The sequence below is a fragment of the Alkalibaculum sporogenes genome (assembly GCF_009362815.1).
In the GTDB taxonomy this organism is placed as follows: Bacteria; Bacillota; Clostridia; order Eubacteriales; family Alkalibacteraceae; genus Alkalibaculum_A; species Alkalibaculum_A sporogenes.
Genome location: NZ_WHNX01000002.1, coordinates 50,428 through 77,238 on the forward strand (window position 1 = coordinate 50,428; position 26,811 = coordinate 77,238).

The 26,811-nt window shown below is 30.7% G+C and carries 29 protein-coding genes; 20 read left to right on the forward strand and 9 right to left on the reverse strand.

Features of this window, described 5'->3' with window-relative positions:
• Positions 1 to 222 precede the first annotated feature (222 nt).
• From GC105_RS01260 to GC105_RS17675, 9 genes are all read left to right on the forward strand, one after another.
• Positions 223 to 1,068, forward strand: a complete 846-nt coding sequence (locus GC105_RS01260) for an HDOD domain-containing protein (protein WP_152800884.1) — start codon at positions 223 to 225, stop codon at positions 1,066 to 1,068.
• A 144-nt stretch (positions 1,069 to 1,212) separates the two neighbouring features.
• Entirely contained in the window at positions 1,213 to 2,208 is a 996-nt protein-coding gene (locus tag GC105_RS01265; RefSeq protein WP_152800886.1) for a LacI family DNA-binding transcriptional regulator, read from the forward strand.
• Between the two features lie 140 nt (positions 2,209 to 2,348).
• Complete coding sequence (locus GC105_RS01270; RefSeq protein WP_152800889.1) at positions 2,349 to 3,890, forward strand: sugar ABC transporter ATP-binding protein; 1,542 nt, start codon at positions 2,349 to 2,351, stop codon at positions 3,888 to 3,890.
• The gene (gene alsC / locus GC105_RS01275) at positions 3,891 to 4,871 is read left to right on the forward strand and encodes a D-allose ABC transporter permease (protein WP_152800891.1); all 981 of its coding nucleotides are present in this window, start codon (positions 3,891 to 3,893) and stop codon (positions 4,869 to 4,871) included.
• Positions 4,872 to 4,894: 23 nt separating this feature from the next.
• Positions 4,895 to 5,569 carry a D-allulose 6-phosphate 3-epimerase gene (gene alsE, locus GC105_RS01280; protein ID WP_152800893.1) on the forward strand — a complete coding sequence of 225 codons (675 nt, stop codon included), beginning with the start codon at positions 4,895 to 4,897 and terminating at the stop codon, positions 5,567 to 5,569.
• Between the two features lie 37 nt (positions 5,570 to 5,606).
• Positions 5,607 to 6,509, forward strand: coding sequence for an allose kinase (alsK, locus tag GC105_RS01285; RefSeq protein ID WP_152800895.1), 903 nt, complete (start codon positions 5,607 to 5,609; stop codon positions 6,507 to 6,509).
• 64 nt (positions 6,510 to 6,573) lie between these two features.
• Positions 6,574 to 7,533 (forward strand): D-allose transporter substrate-binding protein, encoded by a 960-nt coding sequence (gene alsB, locus GC105_RS01290; protein ID WP_152800897.1) that lies wholly within the window; start codon positions 6,574 to 6,576, stop codon positions 7,531 to 7,533.
• Positions 7,534 to 7,585: 52 nt separating this feature from the next.
• On the forward strand, positions 7,586 to 8,041 hold the full coding sequence (gene rpiB, locus GC105_RS01295) for a ribose 5-phosphate isomerase B (RefSeq protein ID WP_152800899.1): 456 nt from the start codon (positions 7,586 to 7,588) through the stop codon (positions 8,039 to 8,041).
• Positions 8,042 to 8,176: 135 nt separating this feature from the next.
• Complete coding sequence (locus GC105_RS17675) at positions 8,177 to 8,485, forward strand: ROK family protein (protein ID WP_425481509.1); 309 nt, start codon at positions 8,177 to 8,179, stop codon at positions 8,483 to 8,485.
• Positions 8,486 to 8,597: 112 nt separating this feature from the next.
• On the opposite strand, the gene GC105_RS01305 is transcribed toward GC105_RS17675, so the two are convergent.
• The 3 genes from GC105_RS01305 to GC105_RS01315 form a co-directional block, all read right to left on the reverse strand.
• Complete coding sequence (locus GC105_RS01305) at positions 8,598 to 8,846, reverse strand: DUF3243 domain-containing protein (protein WP_152800901.1); 249 nt, start codon at positions 8,844 to 8,846, stop codon at positions 8,598 to 8,600.
• Between the two features lie 327 nt (positions 8,847 to 9,173).
• On the reverse strand, positions 9,174 to 9,689 hold the full coding sequence (locus GC105_RS01310) for a DUF3231 family protein (protein ID WP_152800903.1): 516 nt from the start codon (positions 9,687 to 9,689) through the stop codon (positions 9,174 to 9,176).
• A 116-nt stretch (positions 9,690 to 9,805) separates the two neighbouring features.
• Entirely contained in the window at positions 9,806 to 9,985 is a 180-nt protein-coding gene (locus tag GC105_RS01315) for a small acid-soluble spore protein H (protein ID WP_343029922.1), read from the reverse strand.
• A 163-nt stretch (positions 9,986 to 10,148) separates the two neighbouring features.
• Between GC105_RS01315 and GC105_RS01320 the strand changes: the two genes are divergently transcribed.
• Both GC105_RS01320 and GC105_RS01325 read left to right on the forward strand, forming a co-directional pair.
• Complete coding sequence (locus GC105_RS01320; protein WP_152800905.1) at positions 10,149 to 10,421, forward strand: hypothetical protein; 273 nt, start codon at positions 10,149 to 10,151, stop codon at positions 10,419 to 10,421.
• Positions 10,422 to 10,448: 27 nt separating this feature from the next.
• The gene (locus GC105_RS01325) at positions 10,449 to 10,598 is read left to right on the forward strand and encodes a lmo0937 family membrane protein (RefSeq protein ID WP_152800907.1); all 150 of its coding nucleotides are present in this window, start codon (positions 10,449 to 10,451) and stop codon (positions 10,596 to 10,598) included.
• A gap of 215 nt (positions 10,599 to 10,813) precedes the next feature.
• On the opposite strand, the gene GC105_RS01330 is transcribed toward GC105_RS01325, so the two are convergent.
• Positions 10,814 to 11,500, reverse strand: coding sequence for a TetR/AcrR family transcriptional regulator (locus GC105_RS01330; protein ID WP_152800909.1), 687 nt, complete (start codon positions 11,498 to 11,500; stop codon positions 10,814 to 10,816).
• Between the two features lie 288 nt (positions 11,501 to 11,788).
• Between GC105_RS01330 and GC105_RS01335 the strand changes: the two genes are divergently transcribed.
• Entirely contained in the window at positions 11,789 to 13,159 is a 1,371-nt protein-coding gene (locus tag GC105_RS01335; protein ID WP_152800911.1) for an MFS transporter, read from the forward strand.
• A gap of 105 nt (positions 13,160 to 13,264) precedes the next feature.
• Here the strand turns inward: GC105_RS01335 and GC105_RS01340 are convergent, their stop codons facing one another.
• The 3 genes from GC105_RS01340 to GC105_RS01350 all read right to left on the reverse strand — a co-directional run bounded on the left by GC105_RS01340 (position 13,265) and on the right by GC105_RS01350 (position 15,587).
• The gene (locus GC105_RS01340; protein WP_207706921.1) at positions 13,265 to 13,816 is read right to left on the reverse strand and encodes a DUF5698 domain-containing protein; all 552 of its coding nucleotides are present in this window, start codon (positions 13,814 to 13,816) and stop codon (positions 13,265 to 13,267) included.
• Between the two features lie 361 nt (positions 13,817 to 14,177).
• Positions 14,178 to 15,035 (reverse strand): amidohydrolase family protein, encoded by an 858-nt coding sequence (locus GC105_RS01345; RefSeq protein WP_152800913.1) that lies wholly within the window; start codon positions 15,033 to 15,035, stop codon positions 14,178 to 14,180.
• A 165-nt stretch (positions 15,036 to 15,200) separates the two neighbouring features.
• The gene (locus tag GC105_RS01350; protein WP_152800915.1) at positions 15,201 to 15,587 is read right to left on the reverse strand and encodes a DUF3887 domain-containing protein; all 387 of its coding nucleotides are present in this window, start codon (positions 15,585 to 15,587) and stop codon (positions 15,201 to 15,203) included.
• 293 nt (positions 15,588 to 15,880) lie between these two features.
• Between GC105_RS01350 and GC105_RS01355 the strand changes: the two genes are divergently transcribed.
• From GC105_RS01355 to GC105_RS01390, 8 genes are all read left to right on the forward strand, one after another.
• Positions 15,881 to 18,184, forward strand: coding sequence for a glycoside hydrolase family 65 protein (locus GC105_RS01355; RefSeq protein ID WP_152800917.1), 2,304 nt, complete (start codon positions 15,881 to 15,883; stop codon positions 18,182 to 18,184).
• Complete coding sequence (gene pgmB / locus GC105_RS01360; RefSeq protein ID WP_152800919.1) at positions 18,185 to 18,823, forward strand: beta-phosphoglucomutase; 639 nt, start codon at positions 18,185 to 18,187, stop codon at positions 18,821 to 18,823. It begins immediately after the preceding gene.
• Positions 18,824 to 18,868: 45 nt separating this feature from the next.
• Positions 18,869 to 21,082 carry a bifunctional alpha,alpha-trehalose-phosphate synthase (UDP-forming)/trehalose-phosphatase gene (locus tag GC105_RS01365; RefSeq protein WP_343029923.1) on the forward strand — a complete coding sequence of 738 codons (2,214 nt, stop codon included), beginning with the start codon at positions 18,869 to 18,871 and terminating at the stop codon, positions 21,080 to 21,082.
• A 113-nt stretch (positions 21,083 to 21,195) separates the two neighbouring features.
• Entirely contained in the window at positions 21,196 to 21,831 is a 636-nt protein-coding gene (locus tag GC105_RS01370) for a cobalamin B12-binding domain-containing protein (protein ID WP_152800921.1), read from the forward strand.
• Between the two features lie 526 nt (positions 21,832 to 22,357).
• Positions 22,358 to 22,888: a thioredoxin family protein gene (locus GC105_RS01375; RefSeq protein WP_152800923.1), complete on the forward strand. Its 531-nt coding sequence runs from the start codon at positions 22,358 to 22,360 to the stop codon at positions 22,886 to 22,888.
• Positions 22,885 to 23,577: a cytochrome c biogenesis protein CcdA gene (locus GC105_RS01380; RefSeq protein ID WP_152800925.1), complete on the forward strand. Its 693-nt coding sequence runs from the start codon at positions 22,885 to 22,887 to the stop codon at positions 23,575 to 23,577. The genes GC105_RS01375 and GC105_RS01380 overlap by 4 nt, the downstream gene beginning before the upstream one ends.
• Before the next feature lie 231 nt (positions 23,578 to 23,808).
• Positions 23,809 to 24,294 (forward strand): permease, encoded by a 486-nt coding sequence (locus GC105_RS01385; protein ID WP_152800927.1) that lies wholly within the window; start codon positions 23,809 to 23,811, stop codon positions 24,292 to 24,294.
• Positions 24,291 to 24,824 carry a permease gene (locus GC105_RS01390; RefSeq protein WP_152800929.1) on the forward strand — a complete coding sequence of 178 codons (534 nt, stop codon included), beginning with the start codon at positions 24,291 to 24,293 and terminating at the stop codon, positions 24,822 to 24,824. Before GC105_RS01385 ends, GC105_RS01390 begins: the two co-directional genes overlap by 4 nt.
• A 235-nt stretch (positions 24,825 to 25,059) precedes the next feature.
• On the opposite strand, the gene GC105_RS01395 is transcribed toward GC105_RS01390, so the two are convergent.
• Positions 25,060 to 26,133, reverse strand: a complete 1,074-nt coding sequence (locus GC105_RS01395; protein ID WP_152800931.1) for a sulfate/molybdate ABC transporter ATP-binding protein — start codon at positions 26,131 to 26,133, stop codon at positions 25,060 to 25,062.
• Positions 26,134 to 26,137: 4 nt separating this feature from the next.
• Positions 26,138 to 26,809 carry a molybdate ABC transporter permease subunit gene (gene modB, locus GC105_RS01400; protein WP_152800940.1) on the reverse strand — a complete coding sequence of 224 codons (672 nt, stop codon included), beginning with the start codon at positions 26,807 to 26,809 and terminating at the stop codon, positions 26,138 to 26,140.
• Between the last annotated feature and the right edge of the window lie 2 nt (positions 26,810 to 26,811).

The following is a 26,811-nucleotide window of genomic DNA, read 5'->3' on the forward strand; positions in this document are numbered from 1 at the left end:
ACTTTTATTGTATTTTTGCTAATATAAATGATCATAGAATATATATAGTATTGTCATTTATCTTGTAATTATAGATTTCATTAAATTTTTGTAACTAAAAATTTTTGTTGATAAGTTGAATTTAGAATAAATAAGAGTAATGGTTAATATTAATCAAGTTTTTACCGATATTATAAGGATAAAAACCAATTAATAATTTTAAATATGATTAGGAGTGAAATAATGGAAAAGCTAGTACTAGATAATATAACGAAAAAAGTAAATGATTTACCGGCTTTACCTACCATTGTAAATGATGTTATAAAGCTTACTGAAGATCCATATTCGACTGTTAAAGATATAGAGCGGGTTATTATGAAGGATCAGGGATTAACTTCTAGGATTTTACGGTTGGCAAACTCTGTTCACTATGGATACGCCAGAAGGATTAGTACTATTTCAGAGGCTTCGACATTATTGGGTTTTGAAGCAATTAAAAGCATGACATTAGCAGCTTCGGTAAATGGCTTAATGATAAAAAAAGTACCAGGTTATGGATTAGATGAAAATCAACTTTGGATCCAATCTCAATCATGTGCAATGATATCAAGGTATATATCAAAAAAAATACGATACCCATATGCAGATCAAGCATATGTAGCGGGTTTGCTTAGGGATATAGGAAAGATGATAATAAGTTATTATTTAGTTGATTATTCTAAGGAAATAATGATAAAAATTGAAGAAAACCCAAACCTTTCATTTGTTGAAGTTGAAGAAATGGTTTTAGGTTTTAATCATTCACAGATTGGCGCTCAGGTAGCTAAAAAATGGAATTTGCCTGACGAATTAATAGAAGCCATAGCTTATCACCATACACCAGAAAAAGCAACAGTGAATTTTAAACTCACTTCAATTGTACATGTAGCAGATGCAATAACAATGATGTTAGGAATTGGATTAGGTGTAGATGGCTTAATATATAATCTATCTAAAGAGGCATTAGAGAGTATTGGTATAGATGAACATGGCTTAGAACAATTTTTTTCTGATGCTTCGGACTTATTGATGGATAAAGATGTTTTCTAATTTTACGAGTATATAACTTGGGAAATCGATAATAATAAATAAATTTATAAATCTGAATTGACAATTATAATAATAGCTGATATTATGAAAATACACTACGAAATCGATTACGTAAATGTTTTATAGAAGTTACGGAGGGACATTATGAGCGAGAAGCTATCAATGATGGATATAGCTAATGAGCTAGGATTGTCGACTGCCACAATTTCTAGAGTTATCAATAACAAAGGTGGCTATTCAAAAAATACGGAAGAAAAAGTTTTAGAGTATATTAAGGATAAAGGATATACTCCAAATAATAGTGCTAAATGTTTAAGAACTAATCAAAGTAGTATAATAGGGATTATTGTTCCAGATATAACAAATGAGTTTTTTGCTAAAATAATCCGTGTTATTAATAACTTTTTTCTGCAATATAAATATTCGATTTTTATTTGTGATTCTAATGAAGATGGAGAACGAGAAGAAAAACACATGATCGAACTTATTGAAAAAAATGTTGATGGGATTATTTATATATCTGGACAAACTGAAGTTCGTTCAATATCCGAAAAACATTCCATTCCCATTGTTTATATTGATAGAAGACCGGATAAAGCAGAGATTCTTATACAATCAGATAATGAAATGGGGGGTTATCTAGCTACAAAAGAATTAATTGATAAAGGTTGTAAAAGAATTGTTTTATTGCGCGATGAAAGAGCGGTATCACCAATCCGTAATAGAAGAAAGGGATACCTTAGAGCACTTAAAGAACATGATATTAATTACATGGCAGAATTAGAGGTGCTCACAACACCATATTATGAATCTGCTAAAGATAAAATGACGGATTTTTACAGAACTAAAATAGAATTTGATGGAATTTTTGCAACTAATGATATGATGGCATTAGGATCGATTCATAGTATGGAAGAGTTAGGATTAAAAGTCCCAATGGATGTAAAAGTAGTTGGCTTTGATAACATCTCAATCTCAAGTTTTTCAAATCCACCAATTACCACTATTGCACAAGATATGGATAAGCTGGGTGAACTCGCTGCTGAAACATTACTGAAATTGCTCAATAAGGAAACAATACAAGAAAAAAATATAACAGTACCTGTAGTTCTAAATGTACGAAAATCAACTTACAGATAAAATATCTTTATAACCAGATAAATAATAATTCACGGCGATATATTGCTAATTAATGATGAATATAAAATTCTGGTTTTTATATTCAGCCTTACGTAATCGATTACGTAACATGAATATAAACTTAATAGCGGAGGTTAAATATGGGCTCATTAGTAAAGATGAAAAATATAACAAAGAAGTTTCCTGGTGTAACAGCATTAGATAATATATCTTTTGATATCGAACCGGGAGAAGTACATGTTTTGCTAGGTGAAAATGGAGCAGGGAAATCAACATTAATGAAAATTCTAAGTGGTGTATACCGACCTACTTCAGGAAAAATAACCGTTAATGAAAAGGAGTATGATTATTTAACACCAAAGGATTCTTATGAAAATGGCATTAGCATAATTTATCAGGAATTAAGTGTTATTAATGAATTGTCAATAATGGAAAATATTTTTGTTGGTAAAATACCAGTTAAGACTATTATGGGGATTCGTGTAATCGATTACCCTACTATGCGTCAAAAAGCTAGTGAGGCATTATTAAAAGTTGGACTGATTAGAGATATGAATGTGTTTGTCGAGAATATTAGCATTTCAGAAAAACAACAGTTAGAAATTGCTAAAGCTCTAGTTTCTAATGCAGAGATTATAGTAATGGATGAACCAACTACATCTCTAACAATTTCTGAAACTGAACATTTATTTAAAATCATTAAACAACTTAAGAGCGAAGGAAAGGGAATTGTATATATATCTCATAAAATGAAAGAGATTAAAGAAATAGGAGATAGAGTTACAGTGCTTAAAGATGGAACATATGTCGGAACAAGAAAAGTCGATGAAGTAGAGATTGATGAATTGGTCACTATGATGGTAGGTAGAACTATTCATGGAACATATCATAATAAAAATATAAGTGATTTTAAAAATGAACCTGTCATATTAGAAGTAAAAAATATTAGCAAAAAAGATGGTAAAGTGAAAAATGTATCATTTAAAACTCATAAAGGTGAAATATTAGGATTTGCGGGATTAGTAGGATCAGGAAGAACTGAACTAATGGATACTATTTTTGGTTCAGGACCTAAATCTTATGGAGAAGTATTCTTAAATGGACGAAAACTTGATATTAAAAATCCGTATAACTCAATAAAATATGGTTTAGCTATGGTTACAGAAAACCGTAGAGAAACAGGTTTTATGGACAATTTTGATATAAAGCAAAATATTTCAGTTATATCAAACTTAAAAAAATCAAAAGCAGGAGGGACAATAGGTTTATTAGATGACAAAGGTGAAGTAGAAAAAGCACAAATACAAGTTAAAGATCTTCGTGTAAAATGTACGAGTATTCATCAAAATATAACAGAGTTATCTGGAGGTAATCAACAGAAAGTTATATTAGGTAAATGGATGGGAGTAGGAACAGAATTTATTATTTTCGATGAGCCTACAAAAGGAATCGATGTAGGTAGTAAAAGTGAAATATATGAACTTATGAGAAGGCTTGCAGAGGATGGAAAAGGAGTCATAGTAGTATCGTCTGAATTACCAGAGTTATTGTCTGTGTGTGATACCATTTGTGTTTTTAAAGATGGAAAAATTATTGATACATTTGATATTAAAAATGTGACTGAAGAAAAAATTGTTAGTGCTTCTACAGGAGAATCTGGGAAAGTAAAAGAGGTGAATTAAATGGAAAGTGAAAGCAAAAAATTAAGGCGTGGGAGTCTAAAAGAAGTATCGTTTAGGGAGATGTGGCAGAAATACGGCACAGTAGGTATTTTAGCAGTTTTGGTAATAGCGCTAGCTATATTGAAACCAGCAAGTATTTTTTCTGCAACAAGTATCTCACAGATTTTAACTCAGAGTTCAGTTAATATTCTCTTAGCTGTTGGTGAATTCTTCGCAATATTAATTGCAGGAATTGACTTGTCGGTAGGTTCAATAGCTGCACTGACAGGCATGCTCACAGCAAAATTAATGGTAGGCGGAGTTCCACCACTAACAGCAATATTTTTAGGAATATTAATTGGTGCAGCCCTTGGATTTGTAAATGGATTTTTAGTAAATAAAACAGGGTTGCATCCATTTATTATAACACTAGGTACACAAGCTATATACAGGGGAATAACATTAATAACATCTGGAGCTAGATCTGTATTTGGATTTCCAATTTCTTTTACTAAAGGCATTAGTAGTAGTATTTTTGGAGTTCCCGTACCAGTTATTATAGCAATTAGTGTTGCTGTAATTCTAACCTTTTTTACAAAAAAGACTGTTGCAGGAAGAAATATTTATGCTATAGGGGGAAATAAAGATGCTGCTTGGTATTCAGGTATTAACGTCAAACTACACACTATGATGGTATTTATTATATCTGGTATATGTGCAGGTATTGCTGGAATCGTACTAATAGGAAGAGTAGGAGCTGCTGAACCTGGGGCAGCAACAGGGTTTGAGACTTACGCAATAGCTGCAGCTATAATAGGAGGCACTAGTTTCTTTGGGGGCAAAGGAAAGGTCTTTGGTGTTGTTATTGGTGGATTAATTATAGGAATTATAAACTACGGAATGACAGCATTGACAGTACCTAGTAGCTACCAACAAATAGTAATGGGTGGACTAATTATCTTATCTGTTACATTAGATAGGTTTATTGCAACAAAAAAATAAATAAAAAAAGGGGCGTTACAACTATGAAAGCAAAGTTTTCACCTTCACTTATGTGTATGGATTTTTTAAATATGAAAGAACAATTAGAAATATTAAATGAGCGTGCAGAATTTTATCATGTAGATATTATGGATGGACATTTTGTAAAAAATATTACACTATCACCAGACTTTGTAAATGCTATAAAACCTGCTAGCAAAATACCATTAGACTGCCATTTAATGGTAACTAATCCTGACGATTATATAGAGAGTTTAGCAAAAGCTGGAGCTGGATATATTTGTCCACATGCAGAGACTATAAATACCAATGCATTTAGAATTATAAATAAAATAAAATCATTTGGATGCAAAGCTGGTGTAGTACTAAATCCAGCAACTCCAATCTCAACTTTAAAACACTACATTCATCTTTTAGACAAAATTACTATTATGACTGTTGATCCTGGATATGCAGGGCAACCATTTATAGTGGAGATGTTAGACAAAATAAAAGAGGCAAAGGCTCTTAAAGAAGAAAATGGATACGATTATTTAATTGAAGTAGACGGCTCATGTAATCAAAAAACTTTTAAGATGTTAAATAATGCAGGAGCAGAAGTTTATATTGTTGGATCATCCGGTCTGTTTAGTCTGGATTCTGATTTAAAAACTGCTTGGGATAAAATGCTAAATATATTTGAAAATGAAATTGGATAGTGTCTGTAATAAGTAGAAAGTTGGTGGTAATAGTTCTATGGAATATGTTATAGGTATTGACGTGGGAGGAACGAATTTTAGAATTGGTGCTGTATCGAATGACGGCCAGGTGGTAGGTTTTGAACAAAAATATACTAGTAGTGTAGTTACTGGTGATGTGGTAGAGAGTTTTGTTGCAGAAATTAAATCATACATTTATCGAAACGATTTATTTGGCAAAGTTGAAGCATTAGTTATAGGTTTACCATCTGTGGTAAGTAAAGATAAATCTTATGTATACAATACTCCAAATTTAAAAGGAATAGATAACATCGATCTAGGAAATGAGTTAAGCAAATGTTTAGAACTAAAAGTGATAATTGAAAGAGATGTAAATCTTCTTCTTTACCATGATATCGAAAAATATAATCTCGATAAAGAGAGAAAGAAGACCGTTCTTGGATTTTATATAGGAACAGGTTTTGGGAATGCTATTTATATTGAAGGAAAAAGTTATAAAGGAAGTAATGGATCTGCGGGAGAACTGGGACATATACCTATGTATGGACTAGACGAAAAGTGTCCATGTGGAAATACAGGATGTATAGAAATTCGTTGCTCTGGTAAATATCTACTGCAACTAGTATCTGAAAACTTTAAAGATACAAATATTGATAATGTTTTTACATTACATAGAGATCATTCAATAATAGTTGATTATGTAAAGTCTTTAGCTATCCCGATAGTAACAGAAGTGAATATACTCGATCCTGATATTATCATTTTGTCGGGGGGAGTCTTGTTTACGAAAGACTTTCCTAAAGAGTTGCTATTACATGAAATACAAAATAAGTTAAGAAAACCATATCCATATATTAATTTAAAAATAGTTTTTGCTGAACATAATCAAGATAGTGGAGTTATTGGTGGAGCTAGTTATTTTAAAAATCTAAAAGTATAACAAATGTTGTTTTCAGCCAAATAATATGGTTGTAAATATATTTAAAATTTAAGGAGGGTAATAAATGAAAAGACTAATGTTAATTATGCTAGTTACTATGTTTTTCATGGCAGCATTTGTAGGTTGTAGTTCAGAAGCTGCAAACGCGGATAAGGAGGAAGAAGAAGTTTATGCAGTAGTACTAAAGACACAAGCAGCCGATTTTTGGGTAAAAATGAAAGAGGGAATTGAAGCTAAAGCTGATGAGTTGGGAGTAAAAGTAGAAGTGTATGCAGCTCAAAATGAAGAAGATACTGAGGGACAACTTAAAATTTTAGAAAGTCTATTAAATGAAAATTACAAGGCAATTGGTGTAGCTCCTCTATCACCAGTAAATTTAATACCAGGTGTGGTTGCGGCAAATGAAAAAGAAATATATGTAATGAATATTGATGAAAAAATTGATATGGAACAGTTAAAAGCACAAGGCGGAAGTGTTATAGGTTTTGCTACGACTGATAATGTGGCAGTTGGAAAGAAAGGGGCTCAGTACATAGTTGATAATGTTCCATCAGGAAGCAAAGTTGCAATAATTGAAGGAAAAGCAGGAAATGCATCTGGTGAAAACAGAAAACAAGGTGCTGCTGAGGCATTTGAAGCTAGTGGAATGACAGTAGTTGGTAGTTTGCCTGGTGATTGGGATAGACAAAAAGCTTTAGATATTGCTACTAGTTATATCCAACAAAATCCAGATTTAAAAGGTATTTATGCTTGTAACGATACAATGGCATTAGGTGCACTTCAAGCTGTAATCAATGCAGGGAAACTTGGAGAAATTTTTGTAGTAGGAACTGATGGTGATATAGAGGCAAGGGAGTCTGTACAAGAAGGCATGTTAGCAGCTACAGTAGCTCAAGACCCAGCATCAATAGGAGCATTCTCGTTAGAAGCTATGGTTAATGCTGTGAAGAATAAAAAGCAGATTGATCCTAATATTGAACCAGAAATGATACCAATAGATTCAGAATTGATTATAAAAGAATAAATGTAAGGGCAGAATCTAAATTTAGATTCTGCCTATTTTAAGGAGGACAATTATGAAAATTGGTTTTGGTTGTGATCATGTTTCAATGACGCTTAAAAATATACTTATTTCACATTTAGAAAGTAGAGAAATTGAGTGTATAGACTATGGACCGTATACTTCTACTTCTAAAGTAAATTATCCAGAATATGGTTTAAAGGTTGCAGAAGCAATTATTGCTGGTGAGTGTGATAGAGGTGTTTTGGTATGTGGGACAGGTGTAGGTATATCTCTAGCTGCTAATAAAGTTCCTGGAATTCGCGCAGTTGTTTGTAGCGAGCCATACACTGCCAAGTTATCAAAGGAACATAATAACTCTAATATTCTTTCAATGGGTGAGCGAGTAGTTGGTGCTGAGTTAGCTAAAATGATTTTAGATTCGTGGATTGAGGCTGAATTTGAGGGAGGTAGGCACCAAGATAGGGTTAATATGATAGCCGATATTGAGAGGAAATATGGTGCTATATAATAAATTATGAAAACTTACATAGGTGTTGAAATAGGAGGTACAAATCAACAAATAGGCAATACTATTATTCCCGACTGGCGAGAAAAAAACTTGGAGCCTATACTAAATTAGAAAATATATGTTCTGGAAAAAAATATAGAAGCGAGACTACGTCAAAGTGATTATATTCCAATAAATTCAATCTTATATGAATTAGCAGAATTTTCTTTCTCTATTGCGAATTTTTTAGCCATTGCATCAACTGACACAGTTTGTATTGGAGGTGGTGTAGCTAAATTAAGTGATATATTATTTGAGCGAATTAAAGAATATACAGAGGAACTAGTTTTCATTGCTAATAAGTATAATTACAAAATAGTTAGAAGTTACTTTATAGATGAAGCAGTACTAGTAGGAGCTATTTTATTAGCAGCAGATAATATTATGGATGACTCCATTTTCTAACCTCCAAACATATAATTTGTTTGGAGGTTAAATTAATCATATAAGTTATTTTATTTAAAGTTATCAAGTGAATCCTATAAAGTATAAATAAAATCCCAATTCAAAATATTAGTTAGTTATTAATCATTTTTATTAAGACACTTGTCATAGTTTCCTTTTCATTGTTATTTGCAACGGACCACATTTCCTTTAGCAAACGCTGTTCTTCGTTTTCAGGTTCTACACTTTTAGCTAAAAAAGTACCAATAGAACTACCTACATTTGACATAGTTTCTTGAGTTAATCCAGCTTTATCTCCTAAGTTAATTGCAGCCTTCAAAGTATTCTTCCAATTATCCCAATTATCTAAAGAATTGCTCAAATATATTGCCTCCTTTAATATTATATGCCATTATTTTTCTCTGTTTTATCGATAATATTCAAATATAATTTTGTTAATGTGGGTTACCGGGCTTCTAGCTGGTCTTTCAGAAAAGTATTGGATTGATTGGATAAGTGACAGTATGGAAAAGATTTCTCAAAGCAGATATGGTAAGTAAAGGGGAATGGTGAATAAAGAGGATAGCAGTAATAGTATCCTCTTATGTTATTATCGCGAAGTAATGAGCCAAGTGGCTGCTTGCAGACATTAGGCGACTACCGCGTAACCGCGAGAAACTCCCAAAGCGTGATTCTTGTGGTTGTACAATTAATCTTGGTGACTACCAGAGTTATATAAAGGAGGTACAATGATCCAACCCTTATTCTTTAATAACTTTAGTATCATACCACCATATTTAGTCTTTTTAGTATGAAATTGACTGAACATAGTGGCAATATCTTCTCTAGTCGAAGATCCCATAATTGTACTACACGCTATTAGACCTGCTGTAATAAGATGTGCACGTGCATTTGCGATTTCTGGATCCATAAACCTAGCTCCAACTGGGATATCCTCTAAATTTGCATTTGCTCTATCTGGAGGAGCAGGTGGTAATGCAATACCATTTTTCTTTAATAATTCACTTAATTCTTTAATTTCTGGAACAAGCACATTAACATTATAATCTTCTAAAAATTTTCTTAAATCCTTATCACCTGAATGATTAACCATCACCTGGTTTTCTACAAATGCAGATTGAGCTGCTAAAAGGTAACTCCAAATACCATATACCTCGCCATAGTGCATAGGCTCGTTCTTTTGATTTCCGTCTAATATACCCAAAATTTTCCTCCTATGGTTATTTAGTTTAATTCTTGTACATAGTATAACCTTTGGGTAATTAAGTATGTAATATATTAACGATTAAAACCAACCCATTTAAAAGCGGTTGGCTTGTTTTAATGTTCTTCTAGATTATCTAAAGGTACTTCTTCATTGTTTTCAGGTCGATTAAGTGGATGTATATTTGCAGTTCCCTTATTATTATCGACATTTTCAATGTATACTGATTGGCCGTTGTAAGTTACATTTGCCATTACTGGGGAAGCGGCAATTTCATTAGCTCTTTGTTTTTTCACTGAATAACCTCCTATTATGACTTGTATTTATTATTCTCAATATAATTTAAAATATTATTTTATTAGTTAAATTAATGTCTTATATATTGAAATGTTTGTTTGCAAGTTATATTGGGTACTTATACAATAACAATAATTATCTTAAATAAGAAAGGGTGGTATCGTGAAATTACAAAAGAGGCTAGATTATATTATAAAAAAAATTAATAAAAATAAAAAGGAAAGTATTATAGGCTTATCTATAATTGGTGCTATAGTAGGCATAGTTTCCACTACAATATTAGTATTTAAGAAAACAAATAATAGCACAATTAATCAAACTAATAAAACGTTAAATGATACTTTAAAGCAGGATAATAAGGGTGAAAGTATTAAAGCTAAACTAAAAATTGTAGAGAAAAGATTGATAGAAGCGAAAGAAGCTTTATTAGATTAAAAGAACAAATACAGGGGAGGAATTATTATGGGATTTCTAAGATGGTTAGGTGGAATAGTAGTATTGTTTTGGATTTTAGGGTTTTTATTTAAATTTGCTGGAAATCTAATTCATTTATTGTTAGTTGTTGCAGTGATAGTATTTATAGCTGATTTTATTACTGGTAAATCCAGATGATAATTATAATATTTAAATACCAAAAGGGTTGAATTAAATAATTCAACCCTTTATCTTGCATTAAGGGTACTAAGACTATAAAGAAAACTTCCTACTGAATAAAGTTTTGCTTTATCTTTTTATAGATAGGTAAGTTCGACTAGATCCCTGAGGTTCAAATTTTACTATCTTACTTGAAACTCATCGAAGACGCTTTTATGTAGATAAAAAGTACATTAGGTTAAATTTACATCTAAACTTAACTCAAAATAATCTAAAAGTTTGATATTTATTTTGTTATAAATATTATTTGATACCTCTACAATATCGTCAATTTCATCTTCTTTCAATTTCAATAGACGATACATATTACGAATTTTATATTCGGATAGTTCATCTATAGTCATATCAAAATAATTTTCTACGTATTTTTGTATCAAGCCCATATTTAATGCAGCGCCTGATACACGGATTAGTTTTATTTCATTAGCACTAATATTTAAATTATAAGTATTAACGTGCAATTTATAAAAATATTCAAGAATCTTAGTATTTTCATCTACTAATAAATTTTCCTTGCATATTTCGTAGTAGAATATTTTATACCGGTTATCACCTAATAACAAACCATAAAATATCCAATGTTCAAGAGCAGTTGCATATTTCAGTTCATAATTATGTAGTTCTTCTGTCATGTATCTTTTCACCAGTTCTTTTACCTCTACAAGAAAATATGCATAAATGATAGATGCAATATTTTTTTTACTTTTATAATGATAGTGGATTAAACCTAAATTAACATCTGCTTCTTCACAAATCATTTTACAAGAAGTTTTGACATATCCATTATCTACAAACAGTTTTTTTGATACTTGTAAAATTTTATGTTTTGTATCCATTCCTTTTTTGTATTGTGCCAACATTAAAACCTCCTCACTCAAAAAAGTATAACATATTTTATATCAATACAAAAATAATTTTTTTAGAATAAAATACAGCTTTACAAAATTGGATTGATATAATATTATATATATATAATATTAAAAACATTAATGATTTTATAATGTTATTGATTATTATTTTTTAAAGAAGTATTAAAATAATAATATAAGAACATAAATTATATATTTGAAATGTTCTTATAATATTAAGTCTACAACATTATATATTACACTTATATATATGTAGAAATAAAATCTCAAGGAGGAAATATGGAAAAAGAAACTAAACAATTAAGTAAAGCAGTCATCAATTCGTATGGTTTACCATCATTTGGATTTCAAATGTTTGTAAACATGGAAGTGTTTTTTTTCGCGGCATTCTTAACGGATTTTGCTATGATTCCTGTAGCAATAGCAGGAACAGTTATGATGATCACTAGTATATTTGACATTTTATGGGTACCTACTGCAGGTGTTATACTAGAGAAAAGTAATTTTAAATTTGGTGGTAAGTACAGATCATGGCTATTAGTTGGACCACCATTTGCTGCACTATTCTTTATTCTTCAATTTAGTAAAATAGGCTCAGTAACTGTGAATGCCGTAATTATTACAATAGGATTTATTGTCAGTCACTTAATATGGAATGTTTTTTATGCAGCACATATTGCTATGAATAATTCCATGACAACAATTAGGGAAGAAAGAATTTCCATGGCTTCAAATAGAGGTATGTTCAATGCATTAGGAGCAATAGTATTTGCTTTCACTGGTATTAAGATAGCAACTTCAATTGGTACAAGTGTTGGTAATCCTGCTATGGGATTCACTTTAACAGTTGTTATTACTGGTGCTCTTATGATTTTAAGTAACTTGATTTTATACAGCATGACAAAACCATATGCTAATCATGGTGTTTCTACAAAAGTAGTTAGTAAAGAAGATAAAATGAAAATAGGAGAAATGTTGAAGCAAATAGTTGTTAACCCACCACTTATCGGACTTATGATGGCGGAATTAGGAAGATATTTAGGACGATTTGTTATTTTTGGTTTAGCATTTTATTACTTTAAATATGTTGTAGAAAATGTATTAGTCGTTGCAACATTTATGACTGGATTGAATGTTGTTTGTTTCTTCGGTGCTATGATTACTGCACCTCTTGCTAAGAAATTTGGAGAAAAAAATACATACATCTTATCTCTATGTATATTTATTATTGGTCTAATGACAGTATGGTTATTACCAATGAACTATGTATCCTTTATGGTAGTTATGTTTATCGCTTACTTAGGTTATGGTATGCCAGATGCATTAGGCGTAGCTATGTATTCAGCTACAGTTGATTATGGTGAATGGAAAACAGGGAAAAATGCTAGAGGATTTATTATGTCTCTAATAAGTTTGCCAATTAAGACAGCTATATTTGTTAGGAGTATTATTATCACTGCTGTATTAGTTTCCGCAAATTATATACCTGATATGGAAGCAACACCTGAGTTAATTCAAGGGCTTAAAAACGGAATAGCTTTAGTTCCATCAATCTTTATTGGTTTAGGATTAATAATCATTGTAGTATTATATAAAATAACTCCAGAAACACAAATTAAAATGCAAGAAGAAATTGCAGCTCGTAAATAATTTTATAATACTACTATTAAATAAGGCGGAGCACTGTAACGCCTTATTTTTTTACGTAAATTAGTGTAAAATGGAAGAACATATATGTAAATAACTACTTGGTATTTATTTACATTCGTTACCTCGATTTTTTCGCATCTTTTTCATAGAAGTTAGGAGATACCCACCTTTAAACCTTTTAGCTTCATAGCATATTATAAAAGCACGAGGTTCAAATTCTTCTATTATATGCATGAGTTCTTCTTCTCTACATCTTTTAGTAAGTATATCTAAGCGATATCTCTTACTGTCTCTACCTTCTCCTTCATAAACAGTTACACCGTAACCTTCATTTCTTAAATGATTTATCAGTTGTTCATTTTTCTCCATTAGATTAACTACTAAATTGTTATATCCTATTGCAAGCTTATTTTCAATAGCACCTCCAATTAGTATTCCAACACCAAATCCAACTGCGTACACTAACATTGCAATAACTCCAGTATTTTCACTAAGTACTAACGACAATGCGAATACATATATTAATGCCTCCATAAATCCAAGGAGAGATGCAAGGAGAGTCATATGTTTTACGAGAAACATTGTTCTAAGAGTAAAAATTGGTACATATATCAGTTGGACTAATATAATTAGAAAAATTTCATTAATATTAATCACTCCTTTGTAAACTAATTTTATTGGTACTTATAAAAACTATTATAATAGTTTAAGTCTAATATACGATATAGTTTCTAATCATAATAATAGTAAATTAAGTATGAACGACAAGAATTACGCATTGCTAGCTTCTAGTTACGCTGACAGTTACCAAAGGCATGTAATTAGCCGCTTATTCCTCTTCAAAAACCAAGAGAAACGTTCTTCAACAGTTTCTCTTGGTTTTAAATCTTCATATATAGAGTATCATGTTACTTTTTATCTTTAAATAATAATTTTAATAAAAACATATAAAAACATAGTTGTTTGATATAAAGAAAATAAAATTTTTAAGTAATCTAATTTAATTACCTAATATCATTCATAGCACTATTTTATTAAACACTGTAATTGCATTCGTATAGAATACAGCTTGGTGGTGTTTTGTTGGAATTAGCTCTTTAATCCATTTTATATATGTTTGATGGGGGACTAGTGGCCAATCTGATCCGAAAAGTAATTTGTCATAAGAGTTAGCATACTCTATAGCCATTTTGATATGGTCTTTAAATAATTTACTTTCTCCTCGTTCATTAATCACTTCTGTGCTCCCAATGATTAACCCTGAAAGGTCAGAATAAATATTACTACTGTTTGATATTATCGCTGCAGTATCCATTACCCATGGATCTCCTAAATGTGCAATAACAAATTTTATATTAGGATACTTAAGCGCTATTCTATCAACTATTAATGGATGAGATTCACTTAAATAACCTTTAACCGAATAAGTTTTTCCACAGTGAATAACTATTGGAACACTATAGGTGTTTGCTAGACTATATATTACTCTATAGATTGGATTATCTATAGGTATAGGGTAGTAACCAGGATATAATTTTATGCCAACAACATTATCTTCTTGTAGTTTTTTTTCAATATTATGTAGCTCATAGACAAGATTGTCTTTTAAAGTATATGGATTTATTCCGATACAATAACGTAAACACGAAGGTACCGTGTCAAGAAGATTTATGATCATTGGATTGTGCTGCTTATGATCTGGAAAAGATTTTTCTTCAGTTTCTTGTAAACCCATTCCTATACCACAAACAATTTTATTGTTTTTAAATTCATTGGTTAATCCTTCTAAATCGTAATCGACTTTAGATATTGACATTGCACAATTTCTAAATCTTTTAATGTCAGAAAAATGTAAATGAGCATCAATTATTTTCATAAAAACTCCTTAAGATCACTATATAAATAATATTTTAGTATATCTATTATCTCCATCTTTATACAATATAAGAAACAATTGTTTCTATTCTATGATTATAAACAAATCTAAAGTAGAGACAATTAACGTAGGTATCTTGAAAGAAGTATACACTATCCTAAAATTCTATTTCAGATAAAATCCAACTAGTTCCATTTCAGTGTTATAAGAAATTGTGTATTGGATATCTCTATTAGAGTATTTTGCTAATGCAATTACTGTAGCTATATTATCTTTCTCTTGAAATACCATTTTAGAGATAGAATCATATTCGCCTATATCATCAAAATTTGACCATGCTTCTTGTAGAACTTCTACTGTTAACTGATTTTTTAAATTTTCTTGGGTACGATCTACGATTGCTTCAAAATTTTCATTATTTAAATAAGAAATTATTTCTTCAGTAGACTCTTTTAAAACTTGTTCACTATATTTATCACTTAATTGAGAAGAACCACATCCTCCTAAAAACATAATAATTGATAATATTAAAATCACTGATAAATTTTTCAATTAAATTCATCTCCACTCTAATTTTTATAGTAGTTATTTTCTAAATATATTATATTTAACAACGTATATAAATGCAAACAATAAACGCACATTAGCTTTTGTAAATAATAGGTATATATTATATAATATTACTATAATTAATATATATAATATATACAAAGAATAGTGATACATTTGAGTTTAATATAAACTAAAAGATTAAATGTATTAAGATATGGGTATTAAATAAAATACAAGTTTTTTTTAGGACTAACGTCTATATTATATTTTGATATCATTTGAAAGGAGTTTCTATGCAAAATAAATATACCACTTATATTCTCAACGAACAGAAATTAGATAATTATAATTTATTATTAAATGAAACATTATTTCATAATGCAAACGGTTATATTGGAGTGCGTTCTGTTTTTGAAGAAGGTTATCCAGATGGTTTCGAATCTATACGAGGCCAATATATCAATGGATTTTATGATTTTTCTCAGATGAAACAGGCTGAAAATTTATATGGGTTAACACAAGAGAAGCAAACTATGCTAAATATAGCGGATACTCAATCTATTATATTACATCTAGAAGATGAAAAATTTAGTATGTTTGAAGGCAAAGTACTAGATAGTATTAGGTGGGTTGATATGGAAAAAGGTGTTACTGGAAGGTATGTACAGTGGCGTTCACCAAAGGGTAAGGAAATAGAATTAACTATTATACGAATGACATCTTTTCATCAATTAACCCTATTTACTACTTCTTACGAGGTAAAACCATTAAACTTTTCTGGTGAAATTACGATTGAGTCAAGTCATGATGGTAATGTTTTAAATTATACTGATTGCAATGATCCACGTGTTGCAGATGATGGAATTCGATACTTAACTCCTATTAGTTGTGAAATAAAAAAAGGTGCATCTTATATAACTTCTAAAACAACTAAATCAAATTGTACTATTACAAGTTGTGTCAAAAATATTTTACTACAAGATCATGAGCGTCAATTCACTATTGATAACAACAATGCTATATGTCAAATGACAACAGAAGCAAATCTAGGTGGAACTATAAAACTAATTAAATATGCTGTTTTTTGCGATTCTATTCGTTATGAAGATTGTAGAGAGCAAGCTGGGGTAGAACTTGAAAAGGCACTTTCTACGTCTTTAGAGTCTTTATATAAAAAACAAGAGGATTATCTAAGCGTATATTGGAATAATTGTGATGTAAAAATAGAAGGGGACGATGAATTAAGTCGAGCAATGCATTATAACTTATATCAATTAATTCAATCTGTCGGTAAGGACGAACATAGTAATATTGCACCAAAAGGATTAAGCGGGGAAGGATATGAGGGACATTATTTCTGGGACACTGAAATGTATATTGAACCTTTTTTTACTGTAACTAATCCTTCTATTACTAAAAATCTTATAAACTATAGATTCTCAATTTTAGAAATGGCAAAAGAAAATGCAAGAATTTTAGGACATAGTAAAGGTGCACTTTACCCATGGAGAACAATTATGGGTAAAGAATGTTCAGGTTATTTTCCTGCAGGTTCTGCACAATACCATATTAACGGTGATATAGCATATTCTATTATTGCTTATTATTTGGCGACAAAAGATTTATCCCTTCTAAAAGAAAAAGGAGGTGAAATTATCTTTGAAACTGCACGTTTGTGGATGGATACAGGAAATTTCCATAATGATATTTTTTATATAAACGACATAACTGGGCCAGATGAATATACATGTATTGTTAATAATAATTACTATACCAATGTTATAGCACAATACCACCTTAATTGGGCAGTAAAAGTATATGACCTATTAAAAAATACAGAAATATTTGATGAGCTTGTGAATAAAATAGACTTGAAATTTGAAGAAATAGAAGATTTCCATGCTGCAGCCGATGCAATGTATCTAGCATACGATTCAAAATTAAAGATAAATCCACAAGACGATTCTTTCCTTCAAAAAAGAAGATTAGATTTACAAAAGATACCAAAAGATAAATTTCCCTTACTTTTATATTACCACCCTCTGCATCTATATAGGCATCAAGTCTGTAAGCAACCTGATACTATAATGGCACATTTTATTATTGAGGATGTTCAGAGTCTAGAAACCATGCGCAATTCATATGATTATTATGAAGAGATTACAACTCATGATTCATCTTTATCAGATTGTATATTTGGCATAATGGCAGCAAAATTGGGAATGGAAGAAAAATCATTTGATTATTTTTGTCATTCAGCAAAGTTAGACTTAAAAGATAAACATAAAAATACTAAACACGGAATTCATACTGCCAATATGGGTGGTAATTATATGGCAATTGTTTATGGCTTTGGAGGATTTCGTCTAAAAGAAGAAGGGATATTTTTTGCTCCAATACTTCCTGTGAAATGGGTTAGTTACCAATTCAAAATTTCTTACGAAGATAGCAGGATTATTATTATTGTTAAAGAAGATATCTGTTGTTTTAGATTAGAACACGGGAGTGCCAAAACTATACACGTGTATGATAAGATATATCATTTGAAAGATATGCTTATTATTAATAGAAGATACAACAAAGAAGAGAGGTCTTAGATGCGATATCAAGCAGTAATATTTGATTTAGATGGAGTTCTTTGTCATACTGATCACTATCATTATTTAGCATGGAAAAAAGTAGCAAATGAATTAAATGTATATTTTGATGAAAAAATTAATAATCGTCTAAGAGGGATTAGTCGGATGGAAAGTCTAGAAATAGTTTTAGAACTTTATCCTAAGCAACTTTCTGAAGTAGAGAAGAATCATTACGCGCAAATGAAAAACGATTATTACCTTGAACTACTGCAATCTATGTCACCAGAGACGGTTACAGAAGATGTAACAAATACATTAAATGAAATAAAAAATAAGGATACTATTATGGCAATAGGTTCTTCTAGTAAAAATGCAAAATTTATTTTAAAGCGTATTGGTTTAATAGATTATTTCGCTGCCATATCTGATGGTAACAATATAATACACTCTAAACCACATCCTGAAGTATTTCTAAAAGCTAGCGAATATATAGGAGTCAAACCTAATAATTGTTTAGTAGTTGAAGACGCTAGTGCTGGAATTGAAGCAGCTATATCTGCAAAGATGGATTGTGCTGCCATAGGTGATGGCAAAAGTAATTTGAGTGCTACATACAAACTAAACTGTCTATCAGAGTTATTAGAAATTCTATACTAGAACTAAAATGCTACATAAATTTTAATAAGGAAAGAGGCGTGAAAAGTGAGTAAAATTATATTTGTATCAAATCGATTACCGGTTACTGTAAGTAAAAATCAAGATGAAATTACATATAACAAAAGTATTGGTGGACTCGCTACAGGTTTGAAAAGTTATCATGAAAAATCTGATAGTTTATGGGTAGGGTGGCCAGGGATTTCGAATGAAGAAATTAACGTTACTGAAACTCAAAATATAGAAAATAAGCTTATGAACGATTATAAGTGTCTTCCTGTTTTATTGTCAAATAAGGATATTGAGGAATACTATTTTGGATTTTGCAATAATACTATTTGGCCATTGTTCCATTATTTCACAAATAAGACAGAGTATGAATTTAGTACTTGGGAGACTTATCAGAAAGTCAATAAAATATTTTTCGATGCTGTTGATTCAATAATTGAAGAGGATGATACTATATGGATACATGATTATCAATTGATGTTATTACCTAAAATGATTAAAGAAAAATATCCAAATACTAAAATAGGATTTTTTCTTCACATTCCATTTCCATCATATGAAATATTTCGATTGCTAGTATGGAGAGAAGAAATAATACTCGGTATATTAGGAGCAGATTTAATTGGATTTCATACTTACGAATATGTAAGACATTTTTTAAGTTGCACTAGAAGGCTTATAGGGTTAGAACACAATCTAAATCAGATAACATATGAAGATCGTTATGTACAAGTAGATGCTTTTCCTATGGGTATAGATTATGATTTTTTTTCTAAGGATTATGATGATAATCAATTTCAAATTGAAGCTAAAGAAATAGTAGATAACATTAAAGGTACTGCCATGATTCTATCTATTGATCGGCTTGATTACACTAAGGGTATACCAGAGCGTATTAAAGCTTTTTCATATTTTCTACAGAAATATCCAGAATATATAGGGAAGGTTAGATTAAACTTGATTGTTGCACCTTCTAGGGTAGAAGTAGAATCATATGAGTTGCTAAGAAGAGAAATTACTGAATTAGTTAGTGAAATAAATGGTAAGTTTGGAACTTTTAGTTGGATGCCTATATGGTTTTTCTTCCAATCATTTACACAAGAAAGCCTGATTGCATTTTATAGGCATTCACAAGTTTTACTTGTGACGCCTCTACGCGATGGCATGAACCTGGTAGCTAAGGAATACATTGCTTCAAGAAATGACTATGATGGTATGGTAGTTATTAGTGAAACGGCAGGAGCAGCTAGTGAATTAGGAGAAGCGGTAATAGTAAACGTAAATGATTATGATGCTATCTCTTTGGGAATTAAAACAGCGTTAGAAATGCCACATGAAGAAAAAATTTCTAGAAACAAAATTATGCATACACGTTTAAAAAGATATAATGTGGAATTTTGGGCTAGTGAGTTTTTAAATACACTTGAAAGGACTGCAGAGGAGTCGCGACTTGTAATTGCCCAACGAAGTATTGAGCGAGATAGTAATATTATCGAACAAGACTATAAATCAGCACAAAAAAGAGTTCTTTTTTTAGATTATGATGGTACTTTAGTTGGATTTAAACCTAGACCTGAGCAAGCTAAACCAGATTTAGAACTTAGAGAACTATTGACTGATTTGACAAAAGACCCTAAAAACACGGTTGTAATCATATCAGGGAGAGATAGACATACCTTAGATGATTGGCTGGGTGATCTTAATTTACACTTTATAGCATCTCATGGTTTATGGCTTCGTCCTCCTAATGAAGATTGGACAATGAGCATTTCTCTAACAAATGATTGGAAAGATTCAGTTCGGCATTTACTAGAAATGTATACTGATCGCATGCCTGGTTCTTTAATCGAAGAAAAAGAATTTTCAATTGCATGGCATTATAGGCAATGTGAACCTGATATGGCTGCAGTTAAACTAAGCGAAGTTAGGGAAGCACTAATGTATATGACCGCTTCAATGAATTTAGGGCTACAAGAGGGAAATAAAGTTCTAGAAATAAAAGATAATAGGGTTAATAAGGGTTTTGCATCTTCATCATATATTCATAGTGAAGAATTCGACTTTATTCTAGGGGTAGGAGATGACTTTACTGATGAAGACTTATTTTTGTCATTGCCAGAAGATGCCTTTACAATAAAAATCGGATTAGGTAACACGAATGCTAAATATCATCTTAAATCATGGAAATCTATGAGGGCGCTACTAAAAAAATTGATTAATACTAATGAAAAGCAATTATCAAACTATAGGTAATAATTTATATTTAAAATCAAATGTATCAATTACCTTGACTTGTAATTAAGCTCTTGTTAAAATTAAGTAGACTTAAGTAATATAATTATTATCTTATTTTAGGAGGTATTTCAATGGATTTGAAAGTATTAACACAAACAATCGGAGATCTAGAAGAAGATAAAGTTATTGAAATAATAGATGATTTTATTTCAACAAACCCTTCAGAAGAAGAAGCAGCTAAGGTTGTTAATGCATGTCAAGAAGGAATGGCAATAGTAGGAGAATTATTTCAAAAGGGTGAATATTTTGTAGGAGATCTAATATTTGCTGGAGAATTATTGAGTGATACAATCGACATGTTGAAACCTGTTATTGGTAGAAGTACTGCTACTATAAAAGGAAAGATAGTTTTAGGCACTGTACATGGAGATCTGCATGATATTGGAAAAAATATATTCAGGAGTATGAGTGAAGCAGCTGGCTTTGAAGTTTATGATATAGGTATTGACCAAAGCGTAAATGCATTTGTAGAAAAGGTAAATGAGATAAAACCCGATATTGTTGGTATGAGTGGAGTGCTTACATTAGCATTAGAATCAATGAAAGATACTGTAGATGGTCTTAAACAAGCTGGTCTTAGAGATAGTATAAAAATAATCATAGGTGGCAATCCTGTCAATAAAAATGCTTCAAAATATATCGGAGCAGATGCATACACTACAAATGCTGCAGAAGGTGTAAAAATTGCACAAGGATGGGTGAAATAAATAGAAAAAAGGTATCACACAAATAATTTTTAAAGAAGGTTCACTGTTATTTAAATATATATATACATTTACCATTATCCTATAAAGCGATAATGGTTTTTTGTTATAGTAAAAAAGTTATTAAATTAAATTACCCATCCAATAAAAATGTCAGTTAAATTGCACAAGGATACTATTTTAGCAAACCAATTTCTGCATTTGAAATAGAATCGAGTTTCAAACAAAAATCATAATTTTTATTATTTAGAATATATAATTTTATATGAAGTATTTAAGAATAGTGAAATAATTAGAAAATAGAATTTTGAAATGGTATAATACATAGAAGGGTTTAGTGATAAAATTATAATGATTTAAAGTAAAATAAAAAATTCAAGGTAAGGTGAGAAAGGTTATGAATATAAGGAAATCTAAATTTGTAAGAGTAATTGCAATTGTTATAACAGTAATATTTGGACTGTCTTTTCTTTTAGTAGGTGCTATGCCTTTGTTTTTAAACTAGAATATGTTAGGAGTTAAGTTAGATATGGATAATAATAGAATGAAAGTTTTTAAAATAGTTATACCAATCTTTATCGTAATTGCAGTTGTTGGAATATATTTTGCGAAAAACATAGACAATTCTACTACTATAACAAAGGATAATCCTGATTTCGAACTTCATGTCACAGATGAGATTGATCTTGAGCATCTAAAATCATATGGATTGCCAATTATGATCGACTTTGGAGCAGATGAGTGTGCACCGTGTAAAGCTATGGCGCCTGTTTTAGAAAAGCTAAATAGTGATCTACAAGGAAAAGCAATTATTGTATTTGTAGATGTTTGGAAATACCCAGAATTTGCACAAGGCTATCCAGTTACTCTAATACCTACGCAGATATTTTTTGACAATGAAGGTAATCCCTATAAGCCAGAAAAAAATAATTTACTTGAACAACAGATGAAATTATATACTTCTAAAGATACCAACCAACATACATTTACTGTGCATGAGGGAGGTATGACAGAAGAGATGATTCTAGATGTACTGAAAAACATGGGGTTAAAAGAATGATTAATCAGTTTCTTGAGACTTTGGCGATATTTATATCAGAAAGTTTGTGGTTCGCACCTTTTTTTGCATTACTAGCAGGAATATTAACATCTGTCATGCCCTGTTCATTATCAAGTGTTCCTCTCGTAATAGGATATGTTGGTGGAACTAGTAACAATGATCCTAAGAAAGCTTTTAGATTATCAGTAACATTTGCATTGGGAATGGCTGTAACATTTACAATACTAGGTACAGTTGCAACTGTGTTAGGTAATCTTATGGGGACTTCTAATAAGCTATGGTATATTGGATTAGGAATTTTAATGGTACTCATGGCACTTCAAATATGGGATGTGTATCAATTTATTCCATCTACTTATCTGACAAGTAAATCCACAAAAAGAGGATATATAGGCGCGATTTTAGCAGGGATGCTAGGAGGAGTATTCTCATCACCCTGTTCAACACCTGTATTAATTGTATTATTAGGGATTGTAACCACAAGTGGCAATATAATATGGAGTATGTTGCTTTTACTCTTATATTCGATTGGTCACAGTGTCATAGTAATATTTGCAGGAACGTCAATTGGATTGGTTAACAATATAATTTCTAATGAAAAATACGGTGTATTTAGTAAGTACTTAAAATATGTAATGGGTGGAATAATATTATTTATAGCTTTTTACATGTTTTATTTAGGATTTTAGATATTTAAATACCATTATGAGAAATGTATAGAGAAGGAATATACGCAATAATGATATTCACATAGTTATAGCAGAGTAGTGATAATATTAATTGACATAAATAGATTATTAGAATAAAGTGCTTATATACCCACATGGGAATATAAGCACTGATAGGTTTAAAGGTTTGTTACCTTTCGAGGTCTATTAATAAATAGAAAATACTATTTAAATGCTCAAAGGAGGTAAATGATGAATAATTTCATTTTATACACATTAACTATATTTTTATTATTGTTTTCTTACTATAAAAATAAAAAGAAGACAAAAATGGCATTAGTAAAGGCGTGGAAATCTTTTGAAAACATTTTACCTGAATTTTTGGGGGTTATAATGTTGGTAGGAGTCTTATTAGCTATTCTAAACCCCAGAGTTATTTCAAGTTTTATAGGTAATAACTCTGGTTGGGTTGGTGTTGTTATTGCGGCGATAGTTGGATCTATAACATTGATTCCAGGATTTGTTGCTTTTCCTACTGCAGCAATGATTCTTCAAAATGGAGCAGGTATAATGCAAATCGCTGCTTTTGTTTCTTCTTTAATGATGGTAGGAGTAGTTACATTACCTATAGAAATAAAATACTTTAATAAAAAAATGGCTATTTTAAGAAATGTTTTTGGATTTATATTTACTTTTATAGTTGCACTTATAATAGGGAAGGTGTTGAATCAAATATGAAGCAAATAATACAAAGATATCGTTTTTTTATTGGTACTACAATAATTGTTGGAGTAATTACTCTTATTAATCATGATATTGGATTAAAATCATTTGCAAATGCAGGAAATAGTATTAAGGAAATGATACTTATTCTACCTGCAGTTTTTATTTTATTAGGATTATTAGATGTATGGGTTCCTAGAGAAATAATGATTAAATATATGGGAGAAGGTTCAGGGATAAAAGGAATTGTGTTATCATTTTTACTTGGGTCTGCAGCAGCAGGACCATTGTACGGAGCATTTCCAGTTGCTGCAGTATTTATGAAGAAAGGTGTAAAATTTATTAATGTTTTAATTTTTATCGGTGCATGGTCTACTACTAAAATACCTATGCTATTATTTGAAATTTCTGCATTAGGCAGCGACTTTGCCTTGACAAGATTATTAATTAATGTTCCGGGAATTATTATAATTGCATATATTATATCTTTACTTACTATACAAGAAGAAGTAGGAGAAATATACAAAAAAGCTGAAAATTTATAAGTACAGAGTATAGTATTTAAATCTTAATTCTGAATTGCTTCGTATTTCAAATATACATTACTCATGCTGAAGCTACACCTGTATATGAGGCATGAGATTATAAAAAGACTTAAGCGTGCAGGGATGTTTAGCAAATGTTGGGTAACTAACACTTTCTTTATCAAACAGGAACAACGAATGAATAGCCTCATATACATTGGAAATTAATATTATTAATCTTAAGTATAGATGTAATTCAATTATTGTTTTTTTCTACTAGAACAACATGTTCTGGAGGAATGTGTAGTTTTAGGTTATTGCTTCTTTGTGTTAATTCATAAGCAGGTGAAGATTTTGAAACTTCAATTTCTAGTATGCAACTTTTGCAATTAAGAACTAGTGTAGTAGAGAATAAACTATCTGTTATTTCTAAAATATTGCAATCAAAAGCATTGTCAACATTAGTTTCAATTGGCAAAAGATTTAGATGATGAGCTCGGATGCAAGCAATCATATTTTTAGAGCAATGCTGTTTTACTATTGCGGACTTAAATATTAGATCATTTGACTTTAATAAAAGAAATTCACTGTTTTCTTCTAAGACAGTTACGTCGAGGAAATTTTTACACCCTGTAATTCTAGCAGCAGTTACACTTGATGGAGATTGGATAATTTCTTCTTTTGTGCCAAATTGAATTTTTTGTCCAGAGTCCATAATCATGATTTGGTCACAAAGACGATAACACTCTTCTACATTGTGTGTGACGAGAAGAACAATCCCATTAAAATTATTCTTTATAATAGTAATTAGTTCCTTTTCAAGTAAGCTTTTAATATGACTATCAATGGCTGAAAAAGGCTCATCTAGCAATAATAAATTTGGTCTCTTAATTAAGGTCCTTGCGAGAGCAGTTCTTTGTTGTTGACCACCTGAAAGTTGAGAAGGGTAATTGTTTTCTAGGCCTAGAAGCTCCATCCGAGAGATCATTTCAGAAACCATTTTGTCACGTAAATTATGTTCGTAATCTTTAATGCCATACGCGATATTTTGAATTACAGTTAAATGTGGAAATAAAGCGTAGTTTTGAAAAACATATCCAATATTTCTTTTATGGGGTTGAACATTTATTTTTTGATTGTCGGAAAACAATGTGTTACCGTTTAGATTAATGTATCCACTATCTGGGTTATAAAGGCCGGAAAGACATTTAAGGGTCATGCTTTTACCACAACCAGAAGAGCCTAGAATACCTAATACCCCTTTTTGCACTTTGAAAGAAGACTGGAGTTTAAATTTTCCCATGGATTTTTCTATTGATACTTCTAGCATGATTTCATCCTTTCTTCATCTTTCGTTCAAGTATGTTGACAATAAATAATATGATAATTGCTATACTAGTCATAATAATGACAAGTAAATTAGCTAGTAAGTTGTTTCCACTTTGTAAAGCGTCATATATGGCAATAGGCATAGTCATGGTTCTATTAGGTATACTTCCAGAAACCATTAATGTTGTACCGAAATCTCCTAATGCTCTAACAAAAGATAAAGTAATACCAGCTGCAATCCCACGCCATGCAATAGGGATTACTATCGTAATAAAAACATTGAATTCACTTCGACCTAAGAGTCTAGCCGCATGCAGGTAATCTTCGTTTATTTCGAGAAAAGCAGTTTTTGATGATTTAATTAAATAGGGAATAGAAACAACTGTCGCTGCTATAATTGCACCAGTTGTTGTAAAAACAATCATAGTGCCAAAGACTTCTTCGAAAAAACTACCGATAGGTGATTGTCTACCTAGTAAAACTAGTAAATAGTAACCTAATACAGTAGGTGGTAGTACAATTGGTAGCGCAGTTAAGGTGTCTATAAAATCAACTATTTTACCACGTCCTTTACACAAAAAATAGGCTATTGGCAGGCCTATTACAAAGCTAATTAAGGTAGAAGTAAAAGCTACTCGAAAGGATAAAAAAAGAGGAAATAAGTTGATTTCGTTCATAA